Origin of the sequence: Pseudomonas sp. DTU_2021_1001937_2_SI_NGA_ILE_001 (assembly GCF_032463525.1) — a bacterium.
GTDB lineage: Bacteria > Pseudomonadota > Gammaproteobacteria > Pseudomonadales > Pseudomonadaceae > Aquipseudomonas.
On sequence record NZ_CP135971.1, the window covers coordinates 3,726,577 to 3,751,271 of the forward strand.

24 protein-coding genes are annotated in these 24,695 nt (G+C 59.1%); 4 read left to right on the forward strand and 20 right to left on the reverse strand.

Annotated elements, in window-relative coordinates:
• Nucleotides 1-3: 3 nt before the first annotated feature.
• The 18 genes from atpD to rpmH form a co-directional block, all read right to left on the reverse strand.
• Complete coding sequence (gene atpD / locus RRX38_RS16035) at nt 4-1,380, reverse strand: F0F1 ATP synthase subunit beta (protein ID WP_295471887.1); 1,377 nt, start codon at nt 1,378-1,380, stop codon at nt 4-6.
• Between the two features lie 27 nt (nt 1,381-1,407).
• Complete coding sequence (gene atpG / locus RRX38_RS16040; protein WP_295471890.1) at nt 1,408-2,268, reverse strand: F0F1 ATP synthase subunit gamma; 861 nt, start codon at nt 2,266-2,268, stop codon at nt 1,408-1,410.
• A 49-nt stretch (nt 2,269-2,317) separates the two neighbouring features.
• Nucleotides 2,318-3,862: a F0F1 ATP synthase subunit alpha gene (gene atpA, locus RRX38_RS16045; protein ID WP_295471892.1), complete on the reverse strand. Its 1,545-nt coding sequence runs from the start codon at nt 3,860-3,862 to the stop codon at nt 2,318-2,320.
• 21 nt (nt 3,863-3,883) lie between these two features.
• On the reverse strand, nt 3,884-4,420 hold the full coding sequence (locus tag RRX38_RS16050; RefSeq protein ID WP_295471895.1) for a F0F1 ATP synthase subunit delta: 537 nt from the start codon (nt 4,418-4,420) through the stop codon (nt 3,884-3,886).
• A gap of 12 nt (nt 4,421-4,432) precedes the next feature.
• Nucleotides 4,433-4,903 carry a F0F1 ATP synthase subunit B gene (locus tag RRX38_RS16055; RefSeq protein ID WP_315959895.1) on the reverse strand — a complete coding sequence of 157 codons (471 nt, stop codon included), beginning with the start codon at nt 4,901-4,903 and terminating at the stop codon, nt 4,433-4,435.
• A gap of 57 nt (nt 4,904-4,960) precedes the next feature.
• Nucleotides 4,961-5,218, reverse strand: a complete 258-nt coding sequence (gene atpE, locus RRX38_RS16060; RefSeq protein WP_002555987.1) for a F0F1 ATP synthase subunit C — start codon at nt 5,216-5,218, stop codon at nt 4,961-4,963.
• A 137-nt stretch (nt 5,219-5,355) separates the two neighbouring features.
• On the reverse strand, nt 5,356-6,225 hold the full coding sequence (gene atpB, locus RRX38_RS16065) for a F0F1 ATP synthase subunit A (protein WP_295471951.1): 870 nt from the start codon (nt 6,223-6,225) through the stop codon (nt 5,356-5,358).
• 16 nt (nt 6,226-6,241) lie between these two features.
• Nucleotides 6,242-6,649, reverse strand: coding sequence for a F0F1 ATP synthase subunit I (locus RRX38_RS16070; RefSeq protein ID WP_315959896.1), 408 nt, complete (start codon nt 6,647-6,649; stop codon nt 6,242-6,244).
• Nucleotides 6,650-6,795: 146 nt separating this feature from the next.
• Complete coding sequence (locus tag RRX38_RS16075; RefSeq protein WP_295471955.1) at nt 6,796-7,677, reverse strand: ParB/RepB/Spo0J family partition protein; 882 nt, start codon at nt 7,675-7,677, stop codon at nt 6,796-6,798.
• A 7-nt stretch (nt 7,678-7,684) separates the two neighbouring features.
• A complete protein-coding gene (locus RRX38_RS16080) occupies nt 7,685-8,476 on the reverse strand; it encodes a ParA family protein (RefSeq protein WP_295471957.1) in 792 nt (263 codons plus the stop codon).
• Nucleotides 8,477-8,494: 18 nt separating this feature from the next.
• On the reverse strand, nt 8,495-9,139 hold the full coding sequence (gene rsmG / locus RRX38_RS16085) for a 16S rRNA (guanine(527)-N(7))-methyltransferase RsmG (protein WP_315959897.1): 645 nt from the start codon (nt 9,137-9,139) through the stop codon (nt 8,495-8,497).
• Nucleotides 9,136-11,028: a tRNA uridine-5-carboxymethylaminomethyl(34) synthesis enzyme MnmG gene (mnmG, locus tag RRX38_RS16090; protein ID WP_295471961.1), complete on the reverse strand. Its 1,893-nt coding sequence runs from the start codon at nt 11,026-11,028 to the stop codon at nt 9,136-9,138. Before mnmG ends, rsmG begins: the two co-directional genes overlap by 4 nt.
• Nucleotides 11,001-11,396, reverse strand: a complete 396-nt coding sequence (locus RRX38_RS16095; RefSeq protein WP_315959898.1) for a hypothetical protein — start codon at nt 11,394-11,396, stop codon at nt 11,001-11,003. Before RRX38_RS16095 ends, mnmG begins: the two co-directional genes overlap by 28 nt.
• Before the next feature lie 533 nt (nt 11,397-11,929).
• The gene (gene mnmE / locus RRX38_RS16100; protein ID WP_315959899.1) at nt 11,930-13,300 is read right to left on the reverse strand and encodes a tRNA uridine-5-carboxymethylaminomethyl(34) synthesis GTPase MnmE; all 1,371 of its coding nucleotides are present in this window, start codon (nt 13,298-13,300) and stop codon (nt 11,930-11,932) included.
• Between the two features lie 84 nt (nt 13,301-13,384).
• Nucleotides 13,385-15,055 (reverse strand): membrane protein insertase YidC, encoded by a 1,671-nt coding sequence (gene yidC, locus RRX38_RS16105; protein WP_315959900.1) that lies wholly within the window; start codon nt 15,053-15,055, stop codon nt 13,385-13,387.
• A gap of 2 nt (nt 15,056-15,057) precedes the next feature.
• Nucleotides 15,058-15,303 (reverse strand): membrane protein insertion efficiency factor YidD, encoded by a 246-nt coding sequence (gene yidD, locus RRX38_RS16110; RefSeq protein WP_295471968.1) that lies wholly within the window; start codon nt 15,301-15,303, stop codon nt 15,058-15,060.
• Nucleotides 15,296-15,697 carry a ribonuclease P protein component gene (gene rnpA, locus RRX38_RS16115; RefSeq protein ID WP_295471971.1) on the reverse strand — a complete coding sequence of 134 codons (402 nt, stop codon included), beginning with the start codon at nt 15,695-15,697 and terminating at the stop codon, nt 15,296-15,298. Before rnpA ends, yidD begins: the two co-directional genes overlap by 8 nt.
• Before the next feature lie 17 nt (nt 15,698-15,714).
• Entirely contained in the window at nt 15,715-15,849 is a 135-nt protein-coding gene (gene rpmH, locus RRX38_RS16120; RefSeq protein ID WP_295471972.1) for a 50S ribosomal protein L34, read from the reverse strand.
• A 585-nt stretch (nt 15,850-16,434) separates the two neighbouring features.
• On the opposite strand from rpmH, the gene dnaA reads away from it, so the two are divergent.
• Genes dnaA through gyrB form a run of 4 tightly spaced genes read left to right on the forward strand, consistent with a single transcriptional unit; the run spans nt 16,435 to nt 22,667 of the window.
• On the forward strand, nt 16,435-17,979 hold the full coding sequence (gene dnaA, locus RRX38_RS16125; protein ID WP_295471974.1) for a chromosomal replication initiator protein DnaA: 1,545 nt from the start codon (nt 16,435-16,437) through the stop codon (nt 17,977-17,979).
• A 38-nt stretch (nt 17,980-18,017) separates the two neighbouring features.
• Nucleotides 18,018-19,121, forward strand: coding sequence for a DNA polymerase III subunit beta (gene dnaN / locus RRX38_RS16130; RefSeq protein ID WP_295471976.1), 1,104 nt, complete (start codon nt 18,018-18,020; stop codon nt 19,119-19,121).
• Between the two features lie 20 nt (nt 19,122-19,141).
• Nucleotides 19,142-20,245 carry a DNA replication/repair protein RecF gene (gene recF, locus RRX38_RS16135; RefSeq protein ID WP_295471978.1) on the forward strand — a complete coding sequence of 368 codons (1,104 nt, stop codon included), beginning with the start codon at nt 19,142-19,144 and terminating at the stop codon, nt 20,243-20,245.
• Between the two features lie 4 nt (nt 20,246-20,249).
• The gene (gyrB, locus tag RRX38_RS16140) at nt 20,250-22,667 is read left to right on the forward strand and encodes a DNA topoisomerase (ATP-hydrolyzing) subunit B (protein ID WP_295471979.1); all 2,418 of its coding nucleotides are present in this window, start codon (nt 20,250-20,252) and stop codon (nt 22,665-22,667) included.
• Nucleotides 22,668-23,313: 646 nt separating this feature from the next.
• Here the strand turns inward: gyrB and RRX38_RS16145 are convergent.
• Nucleotides 23,314-24,084, reverse strand: coding sequence for a lysophospholipid acyltransferase family protein (locus RRX38_RS16145; protein ID WP_315959901.1), 771 nt, complete (start codon nt 24,082-24,084; stop codon nt 23,314-23,316).
• Nucleotides 24,085-24,148: 64 nt separating this feature from the next.
• The gene (gene gmhB, locus RRX38_RS16150) at nt 24,149-24,691 is read right to left on the reverse strand and encodes a D-glycero-beta-D-manno-heptose 1,7-bisphosphate 7-phosphatase (protein ID WP_315959902.1); all 543 of its coding nucleotides are present in this window, start codon (nt 24,689-24,691) and stop codon (nt 24,149-24,151) included.
• Nucleotides 24,692-24,695: the final 4 nt, after the last annotated feature.

Genomic DNA, 24,695 nt, shown 5'->3' on the forward strand with positions numbered 1-24,695 from the left:
GGATTACAGTTTCTTGGCTTTCTCGACCGCTTCTTCGATGCCGCCGACCATGTAGAACGCTTGTTCTGGCAGGTGGTCGTAGTCACCGTTGAGGATGCCTTTGAAGCCAGCAATGGTGTCTTTCAGGGAAACGTATTTGCCTGGAGAACCGGTGAAGACTTCGGCCACGAAGAAAGGCTGGGACAGGAAGCGCTGGATCTTACGAGCACGGGATACCAGTTGCTTGTCGGATTCGGACAGTTCGTCCATACCCAGAATCGCAATGATGTCCTTCAGCTCTTTGTAGCGCTGCAGCACGTACTGAACGCCGCGAGCGGTCTCGTAGTGCTCGTTGCCGATCACGTTCGGGTCCAGCTGACGGGAAGTCGAGTCCAGTGGATCGACCGCTGGGTAGATACCCAGGGAGGCGATGTCACGCGACAGAACGACGGTAGCGTCGAGGTGGGCGAAGGTGGTGGCTGGCGACGGGTCGGTCAGGTCGTCCGCAGGTACGTATACGGCCTGGATCGAAGTGATCGAGCCTTGCTTGGTGGAGGTAATACGCTCCTGCAGCACGCCCATCTCTTCGGCCAGAGTCGGCTGGTAACCTACTGCCGATGGCATACGGCCCAGCAGTGCGGATACTTCGGTACCGGCCAGGGTGTAACGATAGATGTTGTCGACGAACAGCAGAACGTCGTTACCTTCGTCACGGAATTTCTCGGCCATGGTCAGGCCGGTCAGCGCAACGCGCAGACGGTTTCCTGGTGGCTCGTTCATCTGGCCGTAGACCAGGGCTACCTTGTCGAGAACGTTGGAGTCCTTCATCTCGTGGTAGAAGTCGTTACCCTCACGAGTACGCTCACCCACACCGGCGAACACGGAATAACCGCTGTGCTCGATGGCGATGTTACGGATCAGTTCCATCATGTTTACGGTCTTGCCGACACCGGCACCACCGAACAGACCGACTTTACCGCCCTTGGCGAACGGGCAGACCAGGTCGATAACCTTGATGCCGGTTTCCAGCAGGTCGTTGCCGCCTGCCTGCTCAGCGAAGGTTGGAGCGGCGCGGTGGATACCCCAGCGCTCTTCTTCACCGATAGGACCGGCTTCGTCGATCGGGTTGCCCAGAACGTCCATGATGCGGCCCAGGGTCGCCTTGCCGACCGGTACGGCGATGGCCGCGCCAGTGTCGGAAACGCCCAGACCACGCTTCAGGCCTTCGGTCGAGCCCATCGCAATGGTACGAACCACGCCGTCGCCCAGCTGCTGCTGAACTTCCAGGGTGGTTTCCGCGCCTTGTACTTTCAGCGCGTTGTAGACACTCGGTACGACGTCACGTGGGAATTCCACGTCGATGACGGCGCCGATGATTTGAACGATACGTCCGCTACTCATAGCTGGATCCTCTGAATATTTGAACCGTTAAACCGCGGCAGCGCCGCCGACGATTTCCGAGATCTCCTGGGTGATCGCAGCCTGACGCGCCTTGTTGTAGATCAGCTGGAGGTCGCTGATCAGGTCACCGGCGTTGTCTGTGGCGTTCTTCATGGCGATCATCCGGGCAGCCTGTTCAGCCGCATTGTTCTCGACCACCGCCTGGTAGACCTGCGACTCCACGTAACGCACCATCAGGCCGTCCAGCAGCTCCTTGGCGTCGGGTTCGTAGAGGTAGTCCCAGTGGTGCTTGAGTTCTTGATCCGGGGTTGCCACCAACGGTACCAGTTGCTCGACCGTCGGCTGTTGCGTCATGGTGTTGATGAACTTGTTCGATACCACGGACAGGCGATCGATACGGCCGTCCAGGTAGGCATCCAGCATGACCTTGACGCTGCCGATCAGATCGTTGATCGATGGCTCTTCGCCCAGGTGGCTGACCGCTGCCACGACGTTGCCGCCGAAGCTGCGGAAGAAGGCCGCACCTTTGCTACCGATCACGCACAGGTCGATTTCGACGCCCTGTCCGCGGTTGGCGTTCATGTCCTTGACCAGAGCCTTGAACAGGTTGGTGTTCAAGCCACCGCACAGACCACGGTCACTGCTCACAACGACATAGCCGACACGCTTGACTGGGCGCTCGACCATGAACGGGTGGCGGTATTCCGGGTTGGCGTTGGCCAGATGACCAATCACCTGGCGGATACGCTCCGCATAGGGACGGCTAGCAGCCATGCGCAGTTGAGCCTTGCGCATCTTGCTGACCGCCACTTTTTCCATGGCGCTGGTAATTTTTTGCGTGCTTTTAATGCTCGCAATCTTACTGCGAATCTCTTTTGCGCCTGCCATGTATCACCTATCAGGTTAGCAAGCGGGGGCTCGAAGCCCCCGCTGCGGCTTACCAGGTCTGGGTGGCCTTGAACTTCTCGATACCGGACTTCATGCCAGCATCGATTTCGTCGTTGAAATCACCCTTCACGTTGATCTTCGCCATCAGGTCGGCGTGATCGCGGTTGAAGTAAGCGATCAGCGCTTGTTCGAAGCTACCGATCTTGGCGATTTCGACGTCAGTCAGGAAGCCACGCTCAGCGGCGTACAGCGACAGGGCCATCTCGGCGATGGACATCGGCGCGTACTGCTTCTGCTTCATCAGTTCGGTAACACGTTGACCGTGCTCGAGCTGCTTGCGGGTGGCTTCGTCCAGGTCAGAAGCGAACTGGGCGAAAGCTGCCAGTTCACGGTACTGAGCCAGAGCGGTACGGATACCACCGGAGAGCTTCTTGATGATCTTGGTCTGAGCGGCACCACCTACACGGGATACCGAAACACCGGCGTTCACTGCAGGGCGGATGCCCGAGTTGAACATGGCCGATTCCAGGAAGATCTGACCGTCGGTGATGGAGATCACGTTGGTCGGAACGAACGCGGAAACGTCGCCAGCCTGGGTTTCGATGATCGGCAGAGCGGTCAGGGAACCGGTCTTGCCAGTCACGGCACCGTTGGTGAACTTCTCGACGTACTCTTCGGAAACGCGCGATGCACGCTCCAGCAGACGGGAGTGGAGATAGAACACGTCACCTGGGTACGCTTCGCGTCCTGGTGGACGGCGCAGCAGCAGGGAGATCTGACGGTAGGCAACGGCTTGCTTGGACAGGTCATCGTAGACGATCAGGGCATCTTCACCGCGGTCGCGGAAGAACTCGCCCATGGTGCAACCGGAGTACGGAGCCAGGAACTGCAGTGCAGCCGATTCCGAAGCGCCAGCGGCGACGATGATGGTGTTGGCCAGGGCGCCGTTCTCTTCCAGCTTGCGCACGACGTTGGCGATGGTCGACTGCTTCTGGCCGACGGCCACGTAGACGCAGAAGATGCCGCTGTCTTTCTGGTTGATGATGGCATCGACCGCCATGGCGGTCTTACCGATCTGACGGTCACCGATGATCAGCTCACGCTGGCCACGGCCGACTGGGATCATGGCGTCGACGGACTTGTAGCCAGTCTGTACAGGCTGGTCTACCGACTTACGCCAGATCACGCCCGGAGCAACTTTCTCGACCGCATCGGTCTCGGTGTTGTTCAGGGGGCCTTTGCCATCGATCGGGTTACCCAGTGCGTCGACTACGCGACCCAGCAGTTCCTTACCAACCGGAACTTCCAGGATGCGGCCGGTGCACTTGGCGCTCATGCCTTCGGCCAGGGTGGTGTACGCACCCAGTACAACGGCACCTACGGAGTCTTGCTCCAGGTTCAGTGCCATGCCGTAGACGCCGCCAGGGAACTCGATCATTTCGCCGTACATGACGTCGGCCAGACCGTGGATCCGCACGATACCGTCGGACACGCTGACTACGGTGCCTTCGTTACGGGCTTGCGAGGCCACATCGAGTTTCTCGATGCGACCCTTGATGATTTCGCTAATTTCGGAAGGATTGAGTTGCTGCATTGCTCTGCTGCCCCTTCAAACTCAAGATTTCAATGCTTCGGCCAGTTTCGCGATCTTGCCGCGAACCGAGCCATCGATTACCAGGTCGCCGGCGCGGATCACGACGCCACCAATCAGGCTGGCGTCCTCCGCAGCGTGCATTCGCACTTCCCGGCCGAGCCGAGCACTGAGAACCGTGGCGAGTTTGTCTTGCTGTTCTTGGTTCAATGCAAAGGCACTGGTCACTTCGACGTCTACCGACTTTTCCTGCTCGGCCTTGTACAGCTCGAACAGGGCGGCAATCTCCGGCAGAAGCTGGAGACGGCCGTTCTCGGCGATGACGTTGATGAAGTTCTGTGCCTTCTCATCAACCTTGTCGCCGCACACTTCGATGAAAGTGGCGGCCTTTTGTGCGCTCGTCAGTCGCGGGGCCTTGAGCAGGCGCTGCATGGTGTCATCTTGTGACACCGCAGCAGCCAGGCCGAGCATGGCTGACCAATTGGCCAGTTGCTGGTGGGCCTGAGCGTGCTCGAAGGCCGCCTTTGCGTAAGGTCGGGCCAACGTGGTCAGTTCTGCCATGATCGCCCTCGCTTAAATTTCAGCAGCCAGTTTATTGACCAGCTCTGCGTGCGCGTTTTGATCGATTGTGGAGCCCAGGATCTTCTCGGCGCCATTGACCGCCAGGCTGCCCACTTGGGCGCGCAGGGCGTCTTTGACACTGTTCAGTTCTTGCTCGATCTCGGCCTGAGCCTGAGCCTTCACGCGGTCAGCTTCGACGCGAGCCTGTTCACGGGCTTCGTCGACGATCTGATTGCCGCGCTTCTTGGCCTGCTCAATGATTTCAGCTGCCTGAGCCTTGGCTTCGCGCAGTTGTTGACCCGCTTTTTCTTGGGCCAGCTCCAGGTCGCGAGCAGCTCGAGAGGCAGCATCCAATCCATCCGCGATCTTCTTCTGACGCTCGTGCAGAGCAGTGATGACCGGAGGCCATACATACTTCATGCAGAACAGTACGAAGATCGCGAACGCAATGCTCTGGCCAATCAAGGTTGCATTAATGTTCACGCCAACACCTCGCTGTTACGTTGTCCATCCCACCCATCAACTCGAAAAGTCGAGTGATCAGCCAGCGAGTTGACCAACGAAGGGGTTCGCGAAGGTGAAGAACAGAGCGATACCAACACCGATCATGGTTACGGCGTCGAGCAGACCGGCAACGATGAACATCTTGACTTGCAGCATTGGAACCATTTCTGGCTGGCGAGCAGCGCCTTCCAGGAATTTACCGCCCAGCAGGCCGAAGCCAATTGCAGTACCCAGAGCGCCCAGGCCGATCAGCAGAGCAACAGCGATAGCGGTAAGACCAACTACAGTTTCCATCTTTCCTCCCGACTTTTACGTCGTATTGGTTAGTTTTTAGATTGAAGCGTTGAAACGGAATCGTTTGTTACATCAGCCCTTGCGGGCACCCTCGCGCACGATGGCACGAGGGTCATCAGACGCGCCGCAAGGCGATCTTAATGGTTATCTTCGTGAGCCATCGACAGGTAGACGATGGTCAGCATCATGAAGATGAACGCTTGCAGGGTGATGATCAGGATGTGGAACACCGCCCATGCCCATTGCAGGACGACGCCCAGGCCGCTCAGCCACAGCAGGCCGGCGCCGAACATCACGGCAATCAGGATGAAGACCAGCTCGCCGGCGTACATGTTGCCGAACAGACGCAGTGCCAGGGAGATTGGCTTGGCGATCAGGGTCACGAACTCAAGCAGGAAGTTGACCGGGATCAGCAGGGCCTGAACGACGACGTTCTTGCTGCTGAACGGGTGCAGGGTCAGTTCGCCGATGAAGCCGCCCAGGCCCTTGATCTTGATGCTGTAGAACACGATCAGGGCGAACACCGACAGGGCCATGCCCAGGGTCGCGTTCGGGTCGGTGGTCGGTACGGCGCGGAAGAACAGATGCTCGTTGCCGGAGATCTTCGCTGCCAGGACCGGAATCCAGTCCACTGGTACCAGGTCGATGGCGTTCATCAGGAACACCCAGGCGAAGATGGTCAGGGCCAGGGGAGCGATCACGGCGCTACGGCCATGGAAGCTGTCCTTCACGCTGCCATCGACGAACTCGACCAGGACTTCGACGAAGTTCTGCAGGGCACCCGGCTGGCCGGAAGTGGCCTTCTTGGCTGCCATACGGAAGATAAGCACGAAAATGATGCCCAGTGCGACCGACCAGCCGAGGGTATCGACGTGGAAAGCCCAAAAGCCCATTTCCTTTGCTTCTGCTGCGGTGTGGGCAAAGCCCCAGCTGCCATCAGCGAGCCGACCGAAGGTCAGGTTCTGCAGGTGGTGCTGGATATAGCCCGAAGCGGTTTCTGCTGCCATGGTTGCCTCAAACGCCCTAAGGTCTGGAAAGTCTTGTTCTCATCAGCAGGGGAGCGAACCAGTTGATCACCTGGACCAACATGAACACGCCGAATACAGCCAGCGGCGCCAAAGGCTTCACACCTGCGAACGTCAGCGCGAACAGCACTGCCGTCAAAATCAGTTTGCCTGCCTCGCCGGCATAGAAAGACCGAACGATGGCTTTGGCGGCTCGGGCCCCGGAAAACCGGAACGCCTTGTGAGCGAAATACAAATTGGGCAGCCAAGCTATCAGGCCCCCACACAGCCCCGAATATCCGGCTACGACTCCATTCCACTGCCACAGCGCCAAGGCAGCCACAGCAACGACGATCATTTGCGCCATCAAAACCGGGAATACCGCGAGGCGGTGGAACGGCAGGCGGTCTGGCTTGCGGGATTCCATCGCAACAGCTCCTCGGTCGGCGGTCGCCATCATCGTTAACTTGGCATAATTTGTGCCGACAAAATGCGCGCAGAGTATAGGGGCGCTTCAGCCCCTGTTCAACTCCGAGGAAGTGATTTCCGACTACACGCTAGCGGCCAATTGTTTCAACGAATGTGGGCAAGGACCCCTTGCAACTCGTCCAGCGAGTTGTAGCGGATCACCAGTTGGCCCTTGCCTTTCTGGCCGTGACGGATCTGCACCGACGAGCCCAGACGCTCTGCGAGACGCTGTTCCAGTCGGCTGATATCGGGATCGACTCGCGGCGTTTCGGCCGCTGCCGGTTTGTCGGTCAGCCACTGGCGTACCAGGGCTTCGGTCTGGCGTACGGTGAGGCCTCGTGCGACAACGTGTCGCGCCCCTTCTACCTGACGATCTTCGGGCAGGCCGAGCAGCGCACGGGCATGACCCATTTCCAGATCGCCATGCGAAAGCATGGTCTTGATGGCTTCCGGCAGAGTGATCAGGCGCAGCAGGTTGGCCACGCTGACCCGCGACTTGCCGACCGCATCGGCGACCTCCTGCTGGGTGAGCTGGAATTCCTGCTGCAGACGCTGCAGAGCCATCGCCTCTTCGACCGGATTGAGGTTCTCGCGCTGGATGTTCTCGATCAGCGCCATGGCGATGGCCGCTTCGTCAGGAACGTCGCGCACCATTGCCGGAATGGTTTCCACACCAGCCTGCTGGCTGGCTCGCCAACGCCGCTCACCGGCGATGATTTCGTAGCGGCCATTGTCGATCGGACGGATCACGATCGGCTGCATGACGCCCTGCTTACGAATCGACAGCGCCAGCTCTTCCAGCGCCTGCGGATCCATGTCGCGCCGCGGCTGGTACTTGCCGCGCTGGATCTTGTCCAGCGGCACATGCTGCAGCTCGCGCTGGTCCAGCGTGCTGGCCTGCTCTTCCAGGGATGTGACGGTTGGCACGCTCGAACTGCTCAGCAGTGCGTCCAACCCGCGTCCGAGACCTCTTTTCTTGACGGCCATGGTTTCCTCAGGCTGGTTTGGCAGCTTGTGCACTGCGACGTTGACGACGGACCAGTTCACTGGCCAGGGCCAGGTAGGCCATCGCACCGCGTGAAGACTTGTCGTAGGTGAGCACCGGCATGCCGAAACTCGGCGCTTCGGCCAGGCGGATGTTGCGCGGAATCACCGTGTCGTAAAGCTGCTCGCCAAAATGTTCCTTGAGCTGCGCCGAGACGTCGTTGCTCAGGCTCAGCCGTGGGTCGTACATGGTGCGCAGCAGCCCCTCGATCTTCAACTGAGGGTTGAGCAGCTCACCGATGCGCTTGATGTTATCCACAAGGTCGCTGAGCCCTTCCAGAGCAAAGTATTCACACTGCATCGGAATGATCACCCCGTCGGCGGCGACCAGGGCATTGAGCGTGAGCATCGACAGCGACGGCGGGCAGTCGATGAGGATGAAGTCGTAGTTTTCACGGATCGGCGCCAAGGCGTTACGCAGACGGCTCTCTTTCATCTGCATTTCCAGCAGCACCACTTCTCCCGCCGTGAGGTCACGGTTGGCCGGCAGCAGCTGGTAGCCGCCGTGTTCGGAGAACTGCATGGCCTGTGGAAGATCGCACTCACCGATCAACAGGTCGTAGACCGAGTTGTCCAGGTTGTGTTTATCCACACCGCTACCCATGGTGGCGTTGCCCTGTGGATCGAGGTCGATCAGCAGCACGCGTCGCTTGGTGGCGACCAGCGATGCCGCGAGGTTGATGCAGGTGGTGGTCTTGCCCACACCGCCTTTCTGGTTCGCTATCGCGAATACCTTAGCCATTCTTGCTCGTGTTCCCAGTCATGCCGTGCGGCGCAGTATCAGCAGATGGCGTTGGCCTTGGCAACCCGGAACGGCCAGGGCCTGTGCGCTATCGAGACGAAAATCCGCTGGCAATGCTACCAGCTCATCGGTGGGATGCAGCCCTTTCATTGCCAGCCAGCGTGTATCGGTGTCACCCATGTGACGGGTCCAGCCGGTGAAGTCTTCCAGGCTGCTGAACGCACGGGAAATGATCCCGGTAAAGGGTTCGGCAGGTTGGTAGCTTTCCGCCCGACTGTGGATAACTTCGAGGTTATCCAGTTTCAGTTCCAGTTTTACCTGGGTCTGGAAACGGCTCTTCTTGCCGTTGCTGTCCAGCAGCGCCACGCGGGCGTGTGGAAACATGATCGCCAACGGGATACCGGGCATGCCGCCCCCGCTGCCGACATCCAGCCAGCGTGGACCGTCGATGAAGGGCACCACGCTGAGGCTGTCGAGCAGGTGGCGCGAAACCATCTCGTCCGGATTGCGCACCGCCGTCAGGTTGTATGCCTTGTTCCACTTGATCAACAGGCCCAGGTAATCAAGCAACTGGCGATGTTGTGTATCGCTCAGCGTGATCCCGAGTTCCCGGGCACCTGTGGACAACTCCTCGGCGTGTTGCGGTGTCACCATGGCACTCAAGCGCTTTGCTCCAACTCACGGCCTGCGCCGCGTTTTTTCAGGTGAATCATCAACAGGGAAATCGCCGCTGGCGTAACGCCAGGGATCCGCGACGCCTGGCCCAGAGTCTCGGGACGAGTTATCCCCAGCTTGGACTGGATTTCCTTGGAAAGCCCGGAAATCGTCGAGTAATCGATGTCCGCCGGCAGCTGGGTGTCTTCACTGGCGCGCAGGCGGGCGATTTCATCCTGCTGGCGTTCGATGTAGCCAGCGTACTTGGTCCTGATCTCGACCTGTTCGGCCGCCTGCGGGTCGCTGCAGCCTTCGCCGGTCAGCTCGACCAGGCTGGCGTAGTCGATTTCCGGGCGGCTCAGCAGGTTGAGCAGGTTGTACTCATGAGACAGCGGTGTGCCAAAACGTTCGGCAATGGCATCGCCCTGTTCGGTACCGGGACGGACCCAGGTGCTTTTCAGGCGTTGCTCTTCACGCTCGATGTTTTCGCGTTTGGCACAGAACGCTGCCCAACGCGCATCATCGATCAGGCCCAGTTCGCGACCTTTTTCGGTAAGACGCAGATCGGCGTTGTCTTCACGCAGGATCAGGCGGTATTCGGCACGGGAAGTGAACATCCGGTACGGTTCCTGGGTACCCAGGGTAATCAGGTCATCCACCAGCACACCGATATACGCCTCGTCGCGACGCGGGCACCAGCTTTCCTTGCCCTGCGCGCGCAATGCGGCGTTGGTTCCGGCCAGCAATCCCTGGGCACCGGCTTCTTCGTAGCCGGTGGTGCCGTTGATCTGTCCGGCGAAGAACAGGCCACCGATCACTTTGGTTTCCAGGCTGTACTTCAGGTCGCGCGGATCGAAGTAGTCGTATTCGATGGCGTAGCCAGGTCGCACGATGTGAGCGTTTTCCATACCGCGGATCGAGCGCACCACCTGCAACTGCACGTCGAAAGGCAACGAAGTGGAAATGCCGTTCGGATACAGCTCATGGGTGGTCAGGCCTTCCGGCTCGATGAACACCTGATGGCTTTCCTTGTCGGCGAAACGATGGATCTTGTCTTCGATCGACGGGCAATAACGTGGCCCTACCCCTTCGATCACGCCCGAATACATCGGCGAACGATCAAGGTTGGAAGCGATGATTTCGTGAGTACGGGCATTGGTGTGAGTAATCCAGCAACTCACCTGGCGCGGATGCTGCTCCTTGTTGCCCAGGAACGACATGACCGGGATCGGTGTATCGCCCGGTTGCTCGCTCATCACCGAAAAGTCCACGGAGCGACCGTCGATACGCGGCGGTGTACCGGTTTTCAGGCGGCCAACCCGCAGGGGCAGTTCGCGCATGCGATGAGCCAGGGCAATCGAGGGCGGATCACCCGCACGACCGCCGGAATAATTCTGCAGGCCGATATGGATGAGACCGCCAAGGAAGGTACCCGTGGTCAGCACCACCGAATCGGCCATGAAACGCAGGCCCATCTGGGTGACCACGCCGCGTACCTGGTCTTGCTCAACGATCAGGTCATCTGCCGACTGCTGAAATATCCACAGGTTGGGCTGGTTTTCCAGGATTTCCCGAATGGCTGCCTTGTAGAGGGCGCGGTCAGCCTGTGCACGTGTCGCACGAACTGCCGGTCCCTTGCGGCTATTGAGCACACGGAACTGAATGCCGGCCAGATCGGTAGCCGTGGCCATCGCACCGCCCAGTGCATCGATTTCCTTGACCAGGTGGCTTTTACCAATGCCACCGATCGCTGGGTTGCAGCTCATATGGCCAAGCGTATCGACGTTGTGCGTCAACAGGAGAGTCTTGACGCCCATGCGTGCCGAAGCCAGTGCCGCTTCGGTACCGGCATGACCGCCACCTATGACGATCACTTCAAAACGGGAAGGGAAATCCACCACGCACCTCGTGCCTGTTGTGGGTATGAAAAAGGGAAGACGGCAAGTATAGGGAATTCAGCCCCTTTAATGAAACCCATTGACCAAAAAATGAGCAGCCGTGCGCTGGGCTGGAGATCAAGAAAAATAAAAAAGAAAGAAATTTTATAAAACCTTGTTTTTGTTTTTTCTCTTAGGGCGGCCATCTTCTGTGGATAACCATCTACACGCCTTTGTTTTCGGTATGTACAGAAAATCATAAGGCTGTGGTCAGGAGGCGTAGAGCCTGTTGGGCGACAGCGATTAGCCTGTGGATTAATGTGGTACTTTTCCACAGGAGGGTTTTTGTTCAGGTTTTGATGGGGGTTATCAACCTGGCTGAGGGACACTTATGCACAGGGCTCATTTTGTCTTGTATAACTCGTGGTCGACCGATGGCTACCCGGTTTGCAGCGCCTAGCCGTGCTGCGCTGTCTGCTTCCAGCGCGCAGCGGGTTGTGGATATCGGAGCCGAGAGATGGACAGGCGTGCACGCGGGCGCGCTCCAGGGATGGCAGGAAGGCATAGAGAAAGAGGGCCTGCAGCTTGATAAGGCAGGCTGTGGACAGCCACATTGCGCAGCGAAAGCGCGGCTCTGCTACTCTTTCGCGGCCAAATGGGTTAGACCGGGTAGGAGCGGCTTCAGCCGCGAAGTGACCGCATGTTCACAACAGATGCAGTGAATTTTCTGGCGCTTTCGCGGCTAAAGCCGCTCCTACCGGGCCACATGCCGCTTAAGCGACCACTTGTTCACAGCAGAGGCGGTGAATGACTTGGCCGAAGCCGCTCATATGAAGCCAGAAAGCGCCTAGCTGCGCTTTAGGCCCCCTGGACGGACGAGCTGTGGATAAGCAAAGGACGTCCTCCGCGGGGCCGTTAAGCGCTATTTACCGATACAGAAGCTGGAGAAGATTCGACCCAGCAGGTCGTCGGGGCTGAATGCACCGGTGATTTCCCCCAGGGCCTGTTGAGCCAGGCGCAGGTCCTCAGCCAGCAGCTCGCCGGCGCCGGCCAGGGTCAGCTGTGAGCGGCCGTGCTCGAGGAAACCACTGGCCCGGTTAAGTGCCTCGATGTGGCGGCGTCGGGCGCTGAAGCTGCTTTCCGAAGTCTGTTGATAACCCATGCAGGCCTTCAGATGATCGCGCAGCAGTTCCAGACCCTCGCCGCCCGCCTTGGCGCTCAGGCTGATGGTCACGTGGCCGTCGGCGCTGGTCTGCATGCCGATATGCTCGCCGCTCAGATCGGCCTTGTTGCGGATCAGCGTGACCTTGGCCGGGTCGGGACGCTGCTCGAGAAACTCCGGCCACAGCGCGAATGGATCGCAAGCCTCGGGCGCCGTGGCGTCAACCACCAACAGAACACGATCCGCTTCGCCAATGGCCTTCAGCGCGCGTTGTACGCCGATCAGCTCGACCTGATCGAGGGTGTCGCGCAGCCCGGCAGTGTCGACCACATGCAAGGGCATGCCATCGATGTGGATATGTTCGCGCAGCACATCCCGTGTGGTGCCGGCGATATCGGTGACGATCGCTGCCTCGCGTCCGGCCAGGGCGTTGAGCAGGCTGGATTTGCCGGCGTTGGGCCGCCCGGCGATGACCACGGTCATACCGTCACGCAGCAGCGCACCCTGCCCTGCCTCGCGCAGTACTGTGGATAACATGTCGCGAACCTGGTCGAGCTTGCCCAGCACGACACCATCGGCGAGGAAATCGATTTCCTCTTCCGGGAAATCGATGGCGGCCTCGACATACATACGCAGGCCGATCAACAGCTCGGTGAGGTTATCCACACGCTGGGAGAACGCGCCCTGCAGCGAGCGCAGAGCATTGCGAGCCGCTTGTGCCGAGCTGGCTTCGATAAGGTCGGCGATCGCTTCGGCCTGGGCCAGGTCGAGCTTGTCGTTGAGGAACGCCCGTTCACTGAATTCACCCGGGCGTGCCAGGCGGCAACCCAGTTGTACACAGCGCTGCAGCAGCATATCGAGAACCACCGGCCCGCCGTGCCCTTGCAGCTCAAGTACATCTTCACCGGTAAAGGAGTTGGGGCCGGGGAAGAACAGCGCGATACCTTCGTCGAGAACCAGGCCCTGCTCGTCTTCGAACGGGCCGTAATGGGCGTAGCGCGGCTTGAGTTCGCGACCCGTGATGGCTTGCGCAGCCTTGGCGGCCAGCGGGCCGGAAATACGCACGATGCCGACCCCTCCGCGTCCCTGAGCGGTGGCGATGGCAGCGATGGTTTCGCGCGGGGCGTTCATGGCGACTCCTGGAAAACGGACAGATAGCAAAACGCCCCGGTAAGGGGGCGTCTTGTGAAACAGGCTCAGGTTAGATCAAGAGACTTACTTCTTGATAGCCGTAGCCGCTTCGATCTTGCGAGTGATGTAGGCCTGCTGGAGGATCGACAGGGTGTTGTTGACTACCCAGTACAGCACCAGACCTGCCGGGAACCACAGGAAGAAGAAGGTGAAAATGATCGGCATCATCTTCATGACCTTGGCCTGCATCGGATCCGGAGGTGTTGGGTTCAGACGCTGCTGGATGAACATGGTCGCGCCCATGATGATCGGCAGGATGAAGAACGGATCCTTGATCGACAGGTCGGTAATCCACAGGATCCAAGGTGCCTGGCGCATTTCCACGCTTTCCAGCAGTACCCAGTACAGGGCCAGGAACACTGGCATCTGCACCAGGATCGGCAGGCAGCCACCCAGCGGGTTGATCTTCTCTTTCTTGTACAGCTCCATCATCGCCTGGGACATCTTCTGGCGATCGTCACCATACTGCTCTTTCAGCGCGGTCAGCTTCGGTGCTACGGCACGCATGCGCGCCATGGACTTGTAGCTGGCAGCGGAGAGCGGGAAGAACAGACCCTTGATGATCATGGTCAGAACGATGATCGACCAGCCCCAGTTACCCAGTACGCTGTGGATATGTTGCAGCAGCCAGAAGATCGGCTGGGCAATGAACCACAACACGCCGTAGTCGACGGTCAGTTCCAGGCCTGGGGACAACTCTTTCAGCACGGCCTGGCTTTTCGGGCCGGCGTACAGCAGCGCGCCGGTTTCACCCTGGGCGCCAGGTGCCACGTTCAGCGCCGGGCTGGTGAAGCCGATGATGTAGTTGCCCTGGCTGTCCTTGCGGGTCTGCACGGCATTGCTGACATCGTGGTTCGGGATCCAGGCGGTCACGAAGTAGTGCTGCAGCCAGGCGATCCAGCCGCCTTGCACGTTTTCACGCAGTTGGCCCTTGTCCATGTCCTTCATGGAGACCTTCTTGTAAGGCTCCGAAGGTGTCCACAGGGCGGCACCCAGGTAGGTGGCGGTACCCGTGGCGGTGGTGGACGACGGGTCAGAGCTGGCGTCGCGCTTAAGCTGGCCGAACAGGTTACCCGACCAGGTCTGGCCGCTCTGGTTATCCACAACGTAGCGAACGTCCAGGTCGTACAGGCCGCGCTTGAAGGTGAAGCGCTTGGTGTAGTTGACGCCGTTGTCCGAGTACTTCAGCTCTACGACCAGTTGGTTCTGACCGTCGGCCAGTTGATAACTTTTCTGTGTCGAAGTGTAAACCGGACGACCGGTGGACCGTGCATCGGGGCCGTTGGTCCCGGTCAGGCCGCTCTGGGCCAGGAAAACGCGTTCGCTGCCGTTATCGAACAGCTGGAACGGCACATCTGGTACGTCCTGGCGACGAGGGTACAGCGGCAGACGCAGTTGAACGACGTCACCGCCCACCGGGTCGATGGCCAGTTCCAGTACGTCGGTCTTGACCTTGATCAGGTCCTTGCTGACTGCAACCGGAGTTTCCACAGGCGCCGGTGCAGTGCCGGGCGCGGCGGGTACATCCGCATTGGCGGAAGTGCTGCCGGCGGCCGGTACGTCGGTCGCGGTGGTGGTAGCAGCAACAGTCTGTTTCGGCAGGGCAGCCTGGCCGTAGTCTTCGTTCCATTTCAGAACGCCGACGTAGGTCACGATTGCCAGGGCGCCGATCAGGATCGTGCGTTTAATATCCATGATTACTCGGCCATCGAAGAAGAGCGGGATTGGGAAACGGGTGGAACCGGGTCATAACCGCCGGGGTTCCACGGATGACAGCGACCCAGGCGTCTCAGGGTCAGCCAGCCGCCGCGCAGAAGACCATGATTATCGATGGCTTCATAGGCGTAGCAGGAGCAACTGGGGTAGAAACGGCAGTGACTGGCCATCAGTGGACTGATGGCATAGCGGTAAAACTGGATCGGAACGAGGGCCAGTTTACGCATCTGGACTGTCCACCTCTGCAGATTCGGTTTTGCCTGTGGCAACGGGCCGGCTGCGCGCCAGACGCTTCCAGAGCTTGCCGAAGTGCTGGATCAGTTCCGGATTGTCAGGATCAGCCATGCCTTTACGCGCGACGATCACGATATCCCACCCTGCCAGGCTGTCCTGGTGAAGGCGAAACGATTCGCGAATCAGGCGTTTCAAGCGATTACGTTCAACAGAGAGCTTGACGCTCTTCTTTCCGATCACGAACCCCAGGCGGGGGTGATCCAGACTGTTGTCACGCGCCAGGATCAGGAGATTCTTCCCCGGGACCTTGGCGGTAGGAGAGTCAAAGACAGCCTTGAAATGTCGGGGAGTAAGCAGACGCTTTTCCCGACCGAAGTCCCGACTCACCACCTTTGCCGAATAAATCAGATGGCCAGACGCTTACGGCCTTTGGCACGACGACGCGACAGGACCTGACGGCCGTTCTTGGTGGCCATACGGGCGCGGAAACCGTGGGTGCGGGCGCGCTTGATAGTGCTGGGTTGGAAAGTACGTTTCATGGCGTGTTACCTGGTTTGTCCACTACAGGCCGGAATGGCCCCGTTTTAAGAGACCGGCGATTCTAGAGAAAGCAAGCGTACAGGTCAATTTCCAACCAGCTTTTCCTTCTATTCATTTCCTTGGGTATCAAGAGTTGCCAGCAGGCATCCGTCATCGCTTCCAGTTGGCCGCTTCGCTATAGAAACAGAAAAGGACCTATATAAAGCTTTTCTGAAAAGCTTGTTAAGACTGTGTAGCGATCCATCTGTGGATAACCTTCATTAGCCCCTCTATTCCGGGCTGTATAGAGAATCATAACTCTGTCGAAAAACGGTGCTTTGGCTGTGCCGCACCCGCGTACAAGCTGTGCATGCAATAGATCTTTATCCACAGGCAGGTTACCCACAGGCTGGCACCCCGAGTTATGCAAAGAGCTGAGAGGCAGTTATCCACAAAGCTCACGGATGCCCGTCCGTCGCCTTGTTGAGTGAAAATCAAGCGATTTCTTCCCGCTTCTGGCACGCCTACATGTGGATAAGTCACGGAGTGATCGTTACAATGGCGGATGTTTTTTGCCTCAGCGGCTCTCAACTCAGGGGATATCCGTGTCAGTGGAACTTTGGCAGCAGTGCGTGGAGCTTTTGCGCGATGAGCTGCCTGCCCAGCAATTCAACACCTGGATCCGTCCGCTACAGGTCGAAGCCGAAGGCGGCGAGCTGCGCGTCTACGCACCGAATCGTTTCGTACTCGACTGGGTCAACGAGAAGTACCTGGGCCGCCTGCTCGAGCTGCTTGGCGAGCAGGGCCAGGGCATGGCGCCGGCGCTTTCCTTATTAATAGGCAGCCGACGCAGCTCGGCTCCACGTGCGGCGCCGAATGCGCCTCTGCCGGCAGCGGCCGCTGCCGCCGCATCTCAGCAGGCACAGGCACCGGTCGAAGCGCCCGCCGCGCCGGCGAGTCCACCCAGTGCCGAAAGCTCGGCCGTTGCGACCAGCAGCCCAACGGTCACCGAGCAGACACTGGATGAGCCGTCGCGCGACAGCTTTGACCCGATGGCCGGTGCTGCCAGCCAGCAGGCTCCTGTGCGCACCGAACAACGCACGGTCCAGGTCGAAGGTGCGTTGAAACACACCAGTTACCTGAACCGCACCTTCACCTTCGAGAATTTCGTCGAAGGTAAGTCCAACCAGCTCGCGCGCGCTGCGGCCTGGCAGGTCGCAGACAATCCCAAGCATGGTTACAACCCGCTGTTCCTTTATGGTGGCGTTGGCTTGGGTAAGACTCACTTGATGCACGCTGTGGGTAACCACCTGCTGAAGAAGAACCCCAATGCCAAGGTGGTGTACCTGCATTCGGAACGCTTCGTCGCAGACATGGTCAAGGCCCTGCAGCTCAATGCGATCAACGAGTTCAAACGCTTCTACCGTTCGGTTGATGCACTGCTGATCGACGACATTCAGTTCTTCGCCCGCAAGGAGCGTTCGCAGGAGGAGTTTTTCCACACCTTCAACGCCTTGCTCGAAGGTGGTCAGCAGGTAATCCTCACCAGCGACCGCTACCCCAAGGAAATCGAAGGCCTGGAAGAGCGCCTGAAGTCCCGCTTCGGCTGGGGCCTCACCGTGGCGGTGGAGCCGCCGGAACTGGAAACCCGTGTCGCGATTCTGATGAAGAAGGCCGACCAGGCGAAGGTCGAACTGCCGCACGACGCGGCGTTCTTCATCGCCCAGCGTATTCGCTCCAACGTTCGTGAGCTGGAAGGTGCGCTCAAGCGGGTTATCGCCCACTCGCACTTCATGGGCCGGGACATCACCATCGAGCTGATCCGTGAGTCGCTCAAGGACCTGCTGGCCCTGCAGGACAAGCTGGTGAGTGTGGATAACATCCAGCGTACTGTGGCTGAGTACTACAAGATCAAGATCTCCGATCTGTTGTCCAAACGCCGCTCCCGTTCGGTCGCCCGTCCCCGCCAGGTGGCGATGGCTCTGTCCAAGGAGCTGACCAACCACAGCCTGCCGGAAATCGGCGATGTGTTTGGCGGACGTGACCACACCACCGTGTTGCACGCCTGCCGCAAGATCAATGAGCTCAAGGAATCCGATGCGGATATCCGTGAGGATTACAAGAACCTGCTGCGCACGCTGACCACATGATGACGCCAGTGCAATTTTTCGAGGCAAGGGACTAGACCATGCATTTCACCATTCAACGCGAAGCCTTGTTGAAACCCCTGCAGCTGGTTGCCGGCGTGGTCGAACGCCGCCAGACCCTGCCGGTGCTTTCCAACGTGCTCCTGGTCGTCGAAGGCCAGCAACTGTCGCTCACCGGTACCGACCTTGAAGTAGAACTGGTTGGTCGTGTTCAGCTGGAGGAGCCTGCCGAGCCTGGCGAGATCACCGTTCCGGCACGTAAGCTGATGGACATCTGCAAGAGCCTGCCCAACGACGTGCTGATCGACGTCAAGGTCGAAGACAGCAAGTTGTTGGTCAAGGCCGGCCGTAGCCGTTTCACCTTGTCCACATTGCCCGCCAATGACTTCCCGGCTGTCGAGGAAGGTCCGGGCTCGCTGACCTTCGACCTGGTGCAAAGCAAGCTGCGTCGCCTGATCGAACGCACCAGCTTCGCCATGGCCCAGCAGGACGTGCGCTACTACCTCAACGGCATGCTGCTGGAAGTCAGCACCGGTGTGCTGCGTGCCGTGGCCACCGACGGTCACCGTCTTGCCATGTGCTCCATGGCAGCGGAGATCGGCCAGGCCGAGCGCCATCAGGTCATCGTGCCACGCAAGGGCATCCTCGAAATGGCCCGCCTGCTCACCGAACAGGACGGCATTGTCAGCATCGTCCTGGGTCAGCATCACATCCGTGCCACCACCGGCGAATTCACTTTCACCTCCAAGCTGGTCGACGGCAAGTTCCCGGACTACGAGCGCGTACTGCCCAAGGGCGGTGACAAGCTGGTGCTCGGTGATCGTCAGGCGCTGCGTGAAGCGTTCAGCCGCACTGCGATCCTTTCCAACGAGAAGTATCGCGGCATCCGTCTGCAACTGGCGGCCGGTCAGCTGAAGATCCAGGCCAACAACCCTGAGCAGGAAGAGGCCGAGGAAGAAATCAGCGTCGAGTACAACGGCAGCTCCCTGGAAATCGGTTTCAACGTCAGCTATCTGCTGGACGTGCTGGGAGTGATGACTACCGAGCAGGTGCGTCTGATCCTTTCCGACTCCAACAGCAGTGCGCTGCTGCAGGAGTCCGATAACGATGACTCGGCCTACGTTGTCATGCCGATGCGTCTGTAACCTGCCCATAGCACGAGCTGATGTCTCTCAGTCGCGTCTCGGTCACCGGGGTGCGCAATCTGCACCCGGTGACCTTTTCCCCCTCCCCGCGTATCAACATTCTTTACGGTGCCAATGGCAGTGGCAAAACCAGCGTGCTGGAAGCCATCCATCTCCTGGGCTTGGCGCGTTCGTTCCGCAGTACACGGCTGCTGCCAGTCATCCAGTATGAAAAGCCGGACTGCACCGTATTCGGCCAGGTGGAACTGGCTGAAGGTGGGCATAGTAACCTCGGTATCTCGCGGGATCGGCAAGGGGAGTTCCAGATTCGTATCGACGGTCAGAATGCTCGCAGCACGGCCCAGTTGGCCGAAACCTTGCCGTTGCAGCTGATCAACCCGGACAGTTTCCGCCTGCTTGAAGGCGCGCCGAAGATTCGTCGGCAGTTTCTCGACTGGGGTGTGTTCCACGTGGAACCTCGCTTCATGGCCACTTGGCAGCGCTTGCAGAAAGCCCTGCGGCAGCGTAACTCGTGGCTGCGGCGTGGTACACTTGACGGCGCTTCGCAAGCGGCCTGGGACCGAGAATTGTGCCTGGCCAGTAACGACATCGACGAGTTCCGACGAGCCTATATCAAGCTGCTCAAGCCGGTCTTCGAGAAGACCCTGAGCGAACTGGTCGAGCTCGAAGGCCTGACCCTCAGCTACTACCGAGGCTGGGACAAGGAGAAGGAGCTGAGCGATGTGCTCGCCACCTCCCTGCCCCGCGATCAGCAGATGGGCCATACCCAAGCCGGACCTCAACGTGCGGATCTGCGTCTCAGGTTCGCCAGCCACAATGCCGCGGATATTCTTTCCCGTGGCCAGCAGAAGCTGGTGGTCTGTGCATTGCGAATCGCCCAGGGGCATTTGGTCAGTCAAGCGCGACGTGGCCAATGCATTTACTTGGTGGACGATTTGCCGTCCGAACTGGATGAGTTGCATCGTCGAGCGCTGTGCCGCTTGCTTGAAGACTTACGCTGCCAGGTGTTCATCACCTGTGTAGACCACGAATTATTGAGCGAAGGCTGGCAAACGGAAACGCCAGTTGCCTTGTTCCACGTGGAACAAGGCCGTATCACCCAGACCCACGACCATCGGGAGTGATTGCATGAGCGAAAACCAAACGTACGACTCCTCCAGCATCAAGGTGTTGAAAGGACTGGATGCCGTACGCAAACGTCCCGGGATGTACATCGGCGATACGGACGATGGCAGCGGTCTGCACCACATGGTGTTCGAGGTCGTGGATAACTCGATCGACGAAGCGCTGGCAGGTCACTGCGACGACATCAGCGTGATCATTCATCCGGATGAATCCATCACTGTCCGCGACAACGGTCGCGGCATTCCGGTCGATGTGCATAAAGAAGAAGGCGTTTCGGCAGCCGAGGTCATCATGACCGTGCTGCACGCCGGCGGTAAATTCGACGACAACTCGTACAAGGTGTCCGGCGGTCTGCACGGTGTGGGTGTGTCCGTAGTGAACGCGCTGTCCGAGCAGCTGCAGTTGACCGTACGCCGCAGTGGCAAGATCTGGGAACAGACCTATGTCCACGGCGTTCCCCAAGAGCCGATGAAGATCGTCGGCGACAGCGAAACCACCGGTACGCAGATTCACTTCAAGCCATCGGCTGAGACATTCAAGAACATCCACTTCAGCTGGGACATCCTGGCCAAGCGGATTCGTGAGCTGTCCTTCCTCAACTCCGGCGTCGGCATCCTCCTCAAGGACGAGCGCACCGGTAAGGAAGAGATGTTCAAGTACGAAGGGGGTCTGCGTGCCTTCGTCGAATACCTCAACACCAACAAGAGCACGGTGAACCAGGTCTTCCATTTCAACGTCCAGCGTGACGACGGCGTGGGTGTAGAAATCGCCCTGCAGTGGAACGACAGCTTCAACGAAAACCTGTTGTGCTTCACTAACAACATTCCGCAGCGCGATGGTGGTACGCACCTGGTGGGCTTCCGCTCTGCCCTGACGCGTAACCTGAACAACTACATCGAACAGGAAGGCCTGGCTAAGAAGCACAAGGTCACTACGACGGGTGACGATGCCCGTGAAGGCCTGACCGCGATCATCTCGGTGAAAGTGCCGGATCCGAAGTTCAGCTCCCAGACCAAAGACAAGCTGGTGTCTTCTGAAGTGAAGACAGCGGTGGAGCAGGAAATGGGCAAGTACTTCTCCGACTTCCTGTTGGAGAACCCCAACGAAGCCAAGGCGGTCGTGGGCAAGATGCTCGACGCGGCACGTGCCCGTGAAGCAGCGCGCAAGGCTCGGGAAATGACCCGCCGCAAAGGCGCTCTGGATATTGCCGGCCTACCGGGCAAACTGGCGGACTGCCAAGAGAAGGACCCTGCCCTCTCCGAACTGTACCTGGTGGAGGGTGACTCTGCGGGTGGCTCGGCCAAGCAAGGCCGTAACCGCAGAACCCAGGCGATCCTTCCGCTCAAGGGCAAGATCCTCAACGTCGAGAAAGCCCGCTTTGACAAGATGATCTCTTCCCAGGAAGTCGGCACGCTGATCACCGCACTGGGCTGCGGCATCGGTCGTGAAGAGTACAACATCGACAAGCTGCGCTATCACAACATCATCATCATGACCGATGCTGACGTCGACGGTTCGCACATCCGTACCCTGCTTCTGACCTTCTTCTTCCGTCAGCTGCCTGAGTTGATCGAGCGCGGTTATGTCTACATTGCCCAGCCGCCGCTGTACAAGGTCAAGAAAGGCAAGCAGGAGCAGTACATCAAGGACGACGAGGCCATGGAAGAGTACATGACCCAGTCGGCCCTGGAAGACGCCAGCCTGCACCTGAGCGAATCCGCTCCCGGTATTTCCGGTGAGTCCCTGGAACGCCTGGTGAATGAATTCCGCACTGTGATGAAGACCCTCAAGCGTCTGTCGCGTTTGTATCCACAGGAACTTACCGAGCACTTCGTATACCTGCCGGCGGTCAGCCTCGATCAGCTTTCCGATCATGAGGCCATGCAGGCCTGGTTGGCGCAGTTCGAGGCGCGTCTGCGTTCCAGCGAGAAGTCGGGTCTTGTGTACAAGGTCAGCCTGCGTGAAGACCGCGAGCGCAACATCTGGCTGCCGGAAGTCGAGTTGGTATCGCACGGTCTGTCGAGCTACGTCACCTTCAACCGTGACTTCTTCGGTAGCAACGACTACAAGACCGTCACCGCATTGGGCGCGCAGATCAGCTCCCTGCTCGATGAAGGTGCCTATGTACAACGTGGCGAACGCAAGAAATCGGTGACCGAGTTCAAGCAGGCCCTGGACTGGCTGATGACCGAAAGCACCAAGCGTCATACCATCCAGCGCTATAAAGGTCTGGGCGAGATGAACCCGGATCAGCTGTGGGAAACCACTATGGACCCGAGCGTACGCCGGATGCTGAAAGTGACCATCGAAGACGCCATTGCCGCTGACCAGATCTTCAACACCCTGATGGGTGATGCAGTTGAGCCACGACGTGACTTCATCGAGAGCAATGCCTTGGCGGTGTCCAACCTGGACTTCTGACGCCCTGTGGGTCTCGCCCAGAGGCCCATCGGCTGTACGGAAATGACCGTTGTACAAGCCTGAAAGGCCGACCCGTTGATGGGTCGGCCTTTTTTATTTGACGTTCGCTCCATCGACGCCGCGCTACCCTCCCCTCTCTATCCGCGGCTCAGCGCCTCGGGCATCAATACAGCGCATCAACACGACGTGATGAGCAACGCCCGGTCGCACGTCGAGAACCTGGATACGCACGGTCGATCAGGCTGATGGCCAAGCCTACGCCAGTACCTCGTCGTGCTGCTCAGGGGTTCGTCAGTCACATAGGCCAAGGCACAGCAAGCTGCATGTTCCACGTGAAACAGTGAACCCTCTTCTTTCACTGGGCAGCCTATTCGGCAGCCAAAGCGGCTAGATCCGTAGCTGGAGTGTCGGACTCAACCTTCAGAGCGGCTGGTCATTGAACGTACCTGTCCCATGCGTAGACCCTGCGCTGAAGGTATACGACCGGCATAAAAAAACCGGCTTCAAGGGAAGCCGGTTCTAATCATGCAAAAAACTTATTCACGTTTTGAGGGTTTTCATTGCCTTCTGAAATAAGTAATGAAATCAGCAAGATAGATGGATTAAAAACGCATTGTTCAGAATTGGTGCACAGGTTATCCACAAATCAGGCAGGCACTTTTTCCTCGCCCGTCACCGGTGCAGCGGCGGAGCCCATGGCGCGCTGGGTCGCTTCGTTCCAGGCCTGTGCTCGGTCGTTGAGTTCAGCGATGGCGCGGGGGCCTGCACCCTCGGCGTACATCGGTTCACCGATTACCAACTCGATGGTGCCGGGGGTTTTGCCCCAGCCTTCACGCGGCCAGAATTTTCCGGCGTTGTGAGCGATCGGCAGTACCGGCAGGTTGGCGTTCACCGCCAGCGCGGCACCGCCACGGGAGAACTTGCCGATCTTGCCGTAGGGCACGCGAGTACCCTCAGGAAAAATCAGTACCCAGACGCCATCCTTGAGCAGTTGATCGCCACGGCGGGCAATCTCTTTCAGGGCGGCCTTGGGGTTGTCACGGTCGATGGCGATGGGGCGCAGCATGGCCATGGCCCAACCAAAGAACGGCACGTACAGCAGTTCGCGCTTGAGCACCTGGCTCAAGGGCTCGAAATAGGCGGACAGGAAAAAGGTTTCCCAGGTGCTCTGGTGATTGGAAACGATCACACAGGGCGTCTTGGGAATGTTTTCCGCACCGGTGACCTTCACCTGAATGTTCAGGATGACCCGCGTCAGCAGGATCGCGAAGCGGCACCAGTAGACGTTGATGAAACGGTAGCGCGCCTTGAAGCCGAGGAACGGCGCGACCAGGAAGCTCAGCATGCACCATACGAAGGCGCTGCTGCTCAGGCACAGATAGAAGAGGATGGTCCTGAGGGTTTTGATGATCGACATGCTGACTGGTACCTAAGGGCCTCTGCCCATCTTTGCATGTGCTTTGGAAGCGGCCGGGCCGGCCTCAGCGAGCACTGTTGTGGATAAGTTCTCTGGCCACGCTTGCCAGGTCGTCGAACACACGCGTGCCGGCCGGCACCCCACCCTCCAGTGTGCGGTGCCCCTTGCCGGTCAGCACCAACACGGGCTGCGCTTCGGCAGCCAGCGCCGCCTGCAGGTCGCCCTTGCTGTCACCCACGAACCATACGCCTTTGAGGTCTGCTGCGTAATGCCGGGCGATATCGTGCAACATGCCAGGCAAGGGCTTGCGGCACTCGCAACCGGCATCCGGGCCATGCGGGCAATAGACGATCAGGCCCACTTCCCCGCCTTGTGCCTGGACCAGGCTGCGCAGTTGCGCGTGCATGGCGTCCAGAGTGGCGAGGTCGTAGTAACCCCGGGCAATGCCGGACTGGTTGGTGGCGACCGCCACCGTCCAGCCAGCCTTGCTCAGTGCCGCGATGGCCTCGATCGAACCGGGGATGGGCACCCACTCCTCTACCGACTTGATGTAGGCGTCGGAGTCATGGTTTATCACCCCGTCACGATCGAGAATCAGCAGTTTCACAGAC

Bases quoted from the DNA above. Each gene is read 5' to 3' on its own strand.
- atpD (WP_295471887.1), bottom strand. From the start codon at position 1,380: ATGAGTAGCGGACGTATCGTTCAAATCATCGGCGCCGTCATCGACGTG.
- atpG (WP_295471890.1), bottom strand. From the start codon at position 2,268: ATGGCAGGCGCAAAAGAGATTCGCAGTAAGATTGCGAGCATTAAAAGC.
- atpA (WP_295471892.1), bottom strand. From the start codon at position 3,862: ATGCAGCAACTCAATCCTTCCGAAATTAGCGAAATCATCAAGGGTCGC.
- RRX38_RS16050 (WP_295471895.1), bottom strand. From the start codon at position 4,420: ATGGCAGAACTGACCACGTTGGCCCGACCTTACGCAAAGGCGGCCTTC.
- atpE (WP_002555987.1), bottom strand. From the start codon at position 5,218: ATGGAAACTGTAGTTGGTCTTACCGCTATCGCTGTTGCTCTGCTGATC.
- atpB (WP_295471951.1), bottom strand. From the start codon at position 6,225: ATGGCAGCAGAAACCGCTTCGGGCTATATCCAGCACCACCTGCAGAAC.
- RRX38_RS16070 (WP_315959896.1), bottom strand. From the start codon at position 6,649: ATGGAATCCCGCAAGCCAGACCGCCTGCCGTTCCACCGCCTCGCGGTA.
- RRX38_RS16075 (WP_295471955.1), bottom strand. From the start codon at position 7,677: ATGGCCGTCAAGAAAAGAGGTCTCGGACGCGGGTTGGACGCACTGCTG.
- RRX38_RS16080 (WP_295471957.1), bottom strand. From the start codon at position 8,476: ATGGCTAAGGTATTCGCGATAGCGAACCAGAAAGGCGGTGTGGGCAAG.
- mnmE (WP_315959899.1), bottom strand. From the start codon at position 13,300: ATGAACGCCCCGCGCGAAACCATCGCTGCCATCGCCACCGCTCAGGGA.
- yidC (WP_315959900.1), bottom strand. From the start codon at position 15,055: ATGGATATTAAACGCACGATCCTGATCGGCGCCCTGGCAATCGTGACC.
- yidD (WP_295471968.1), bottom strand. From the start codon at position 15,303: ATGCGTAAACTGGCCCTCGTTCCGATCCAGTTTTACCGCTATGCCATC.
- rpmH (WP_295471972.1), bottom strand. From the start codon at position 15,849: ATGAAACGTACTTTCCAACCCAGCACTATCAAGCGCGCCCGCACCCAC.
- dnaN (WP_295471976.1), top strand. From the start codon at position 18,018: ATGCATTTCACCATTCAACGCGAAGCCTTGTTGAAACCCCTGCAGCTG.
- recF (WP_295471978.1), top strand. From the start codon at position 19,142: ATGTCTCTCAGTCGCGTCTCGGTCACCGGGGTGCGCAATCTGCACCCG.
- gyrB (WP_295471979.1), top strand. From the start codon at position 20,250: ATGAGCGAAAACCAAACGTACGACTCCTCCAGCATCAAGGTGTTGAAA.
- RRX38_RS16145 (WP_315959901.1), bottom strand. From the start codon at position 24,084: ATGTCGATCATCAAAACCCTCAGGACCATCCTCTTCTATCTGTGCCTG.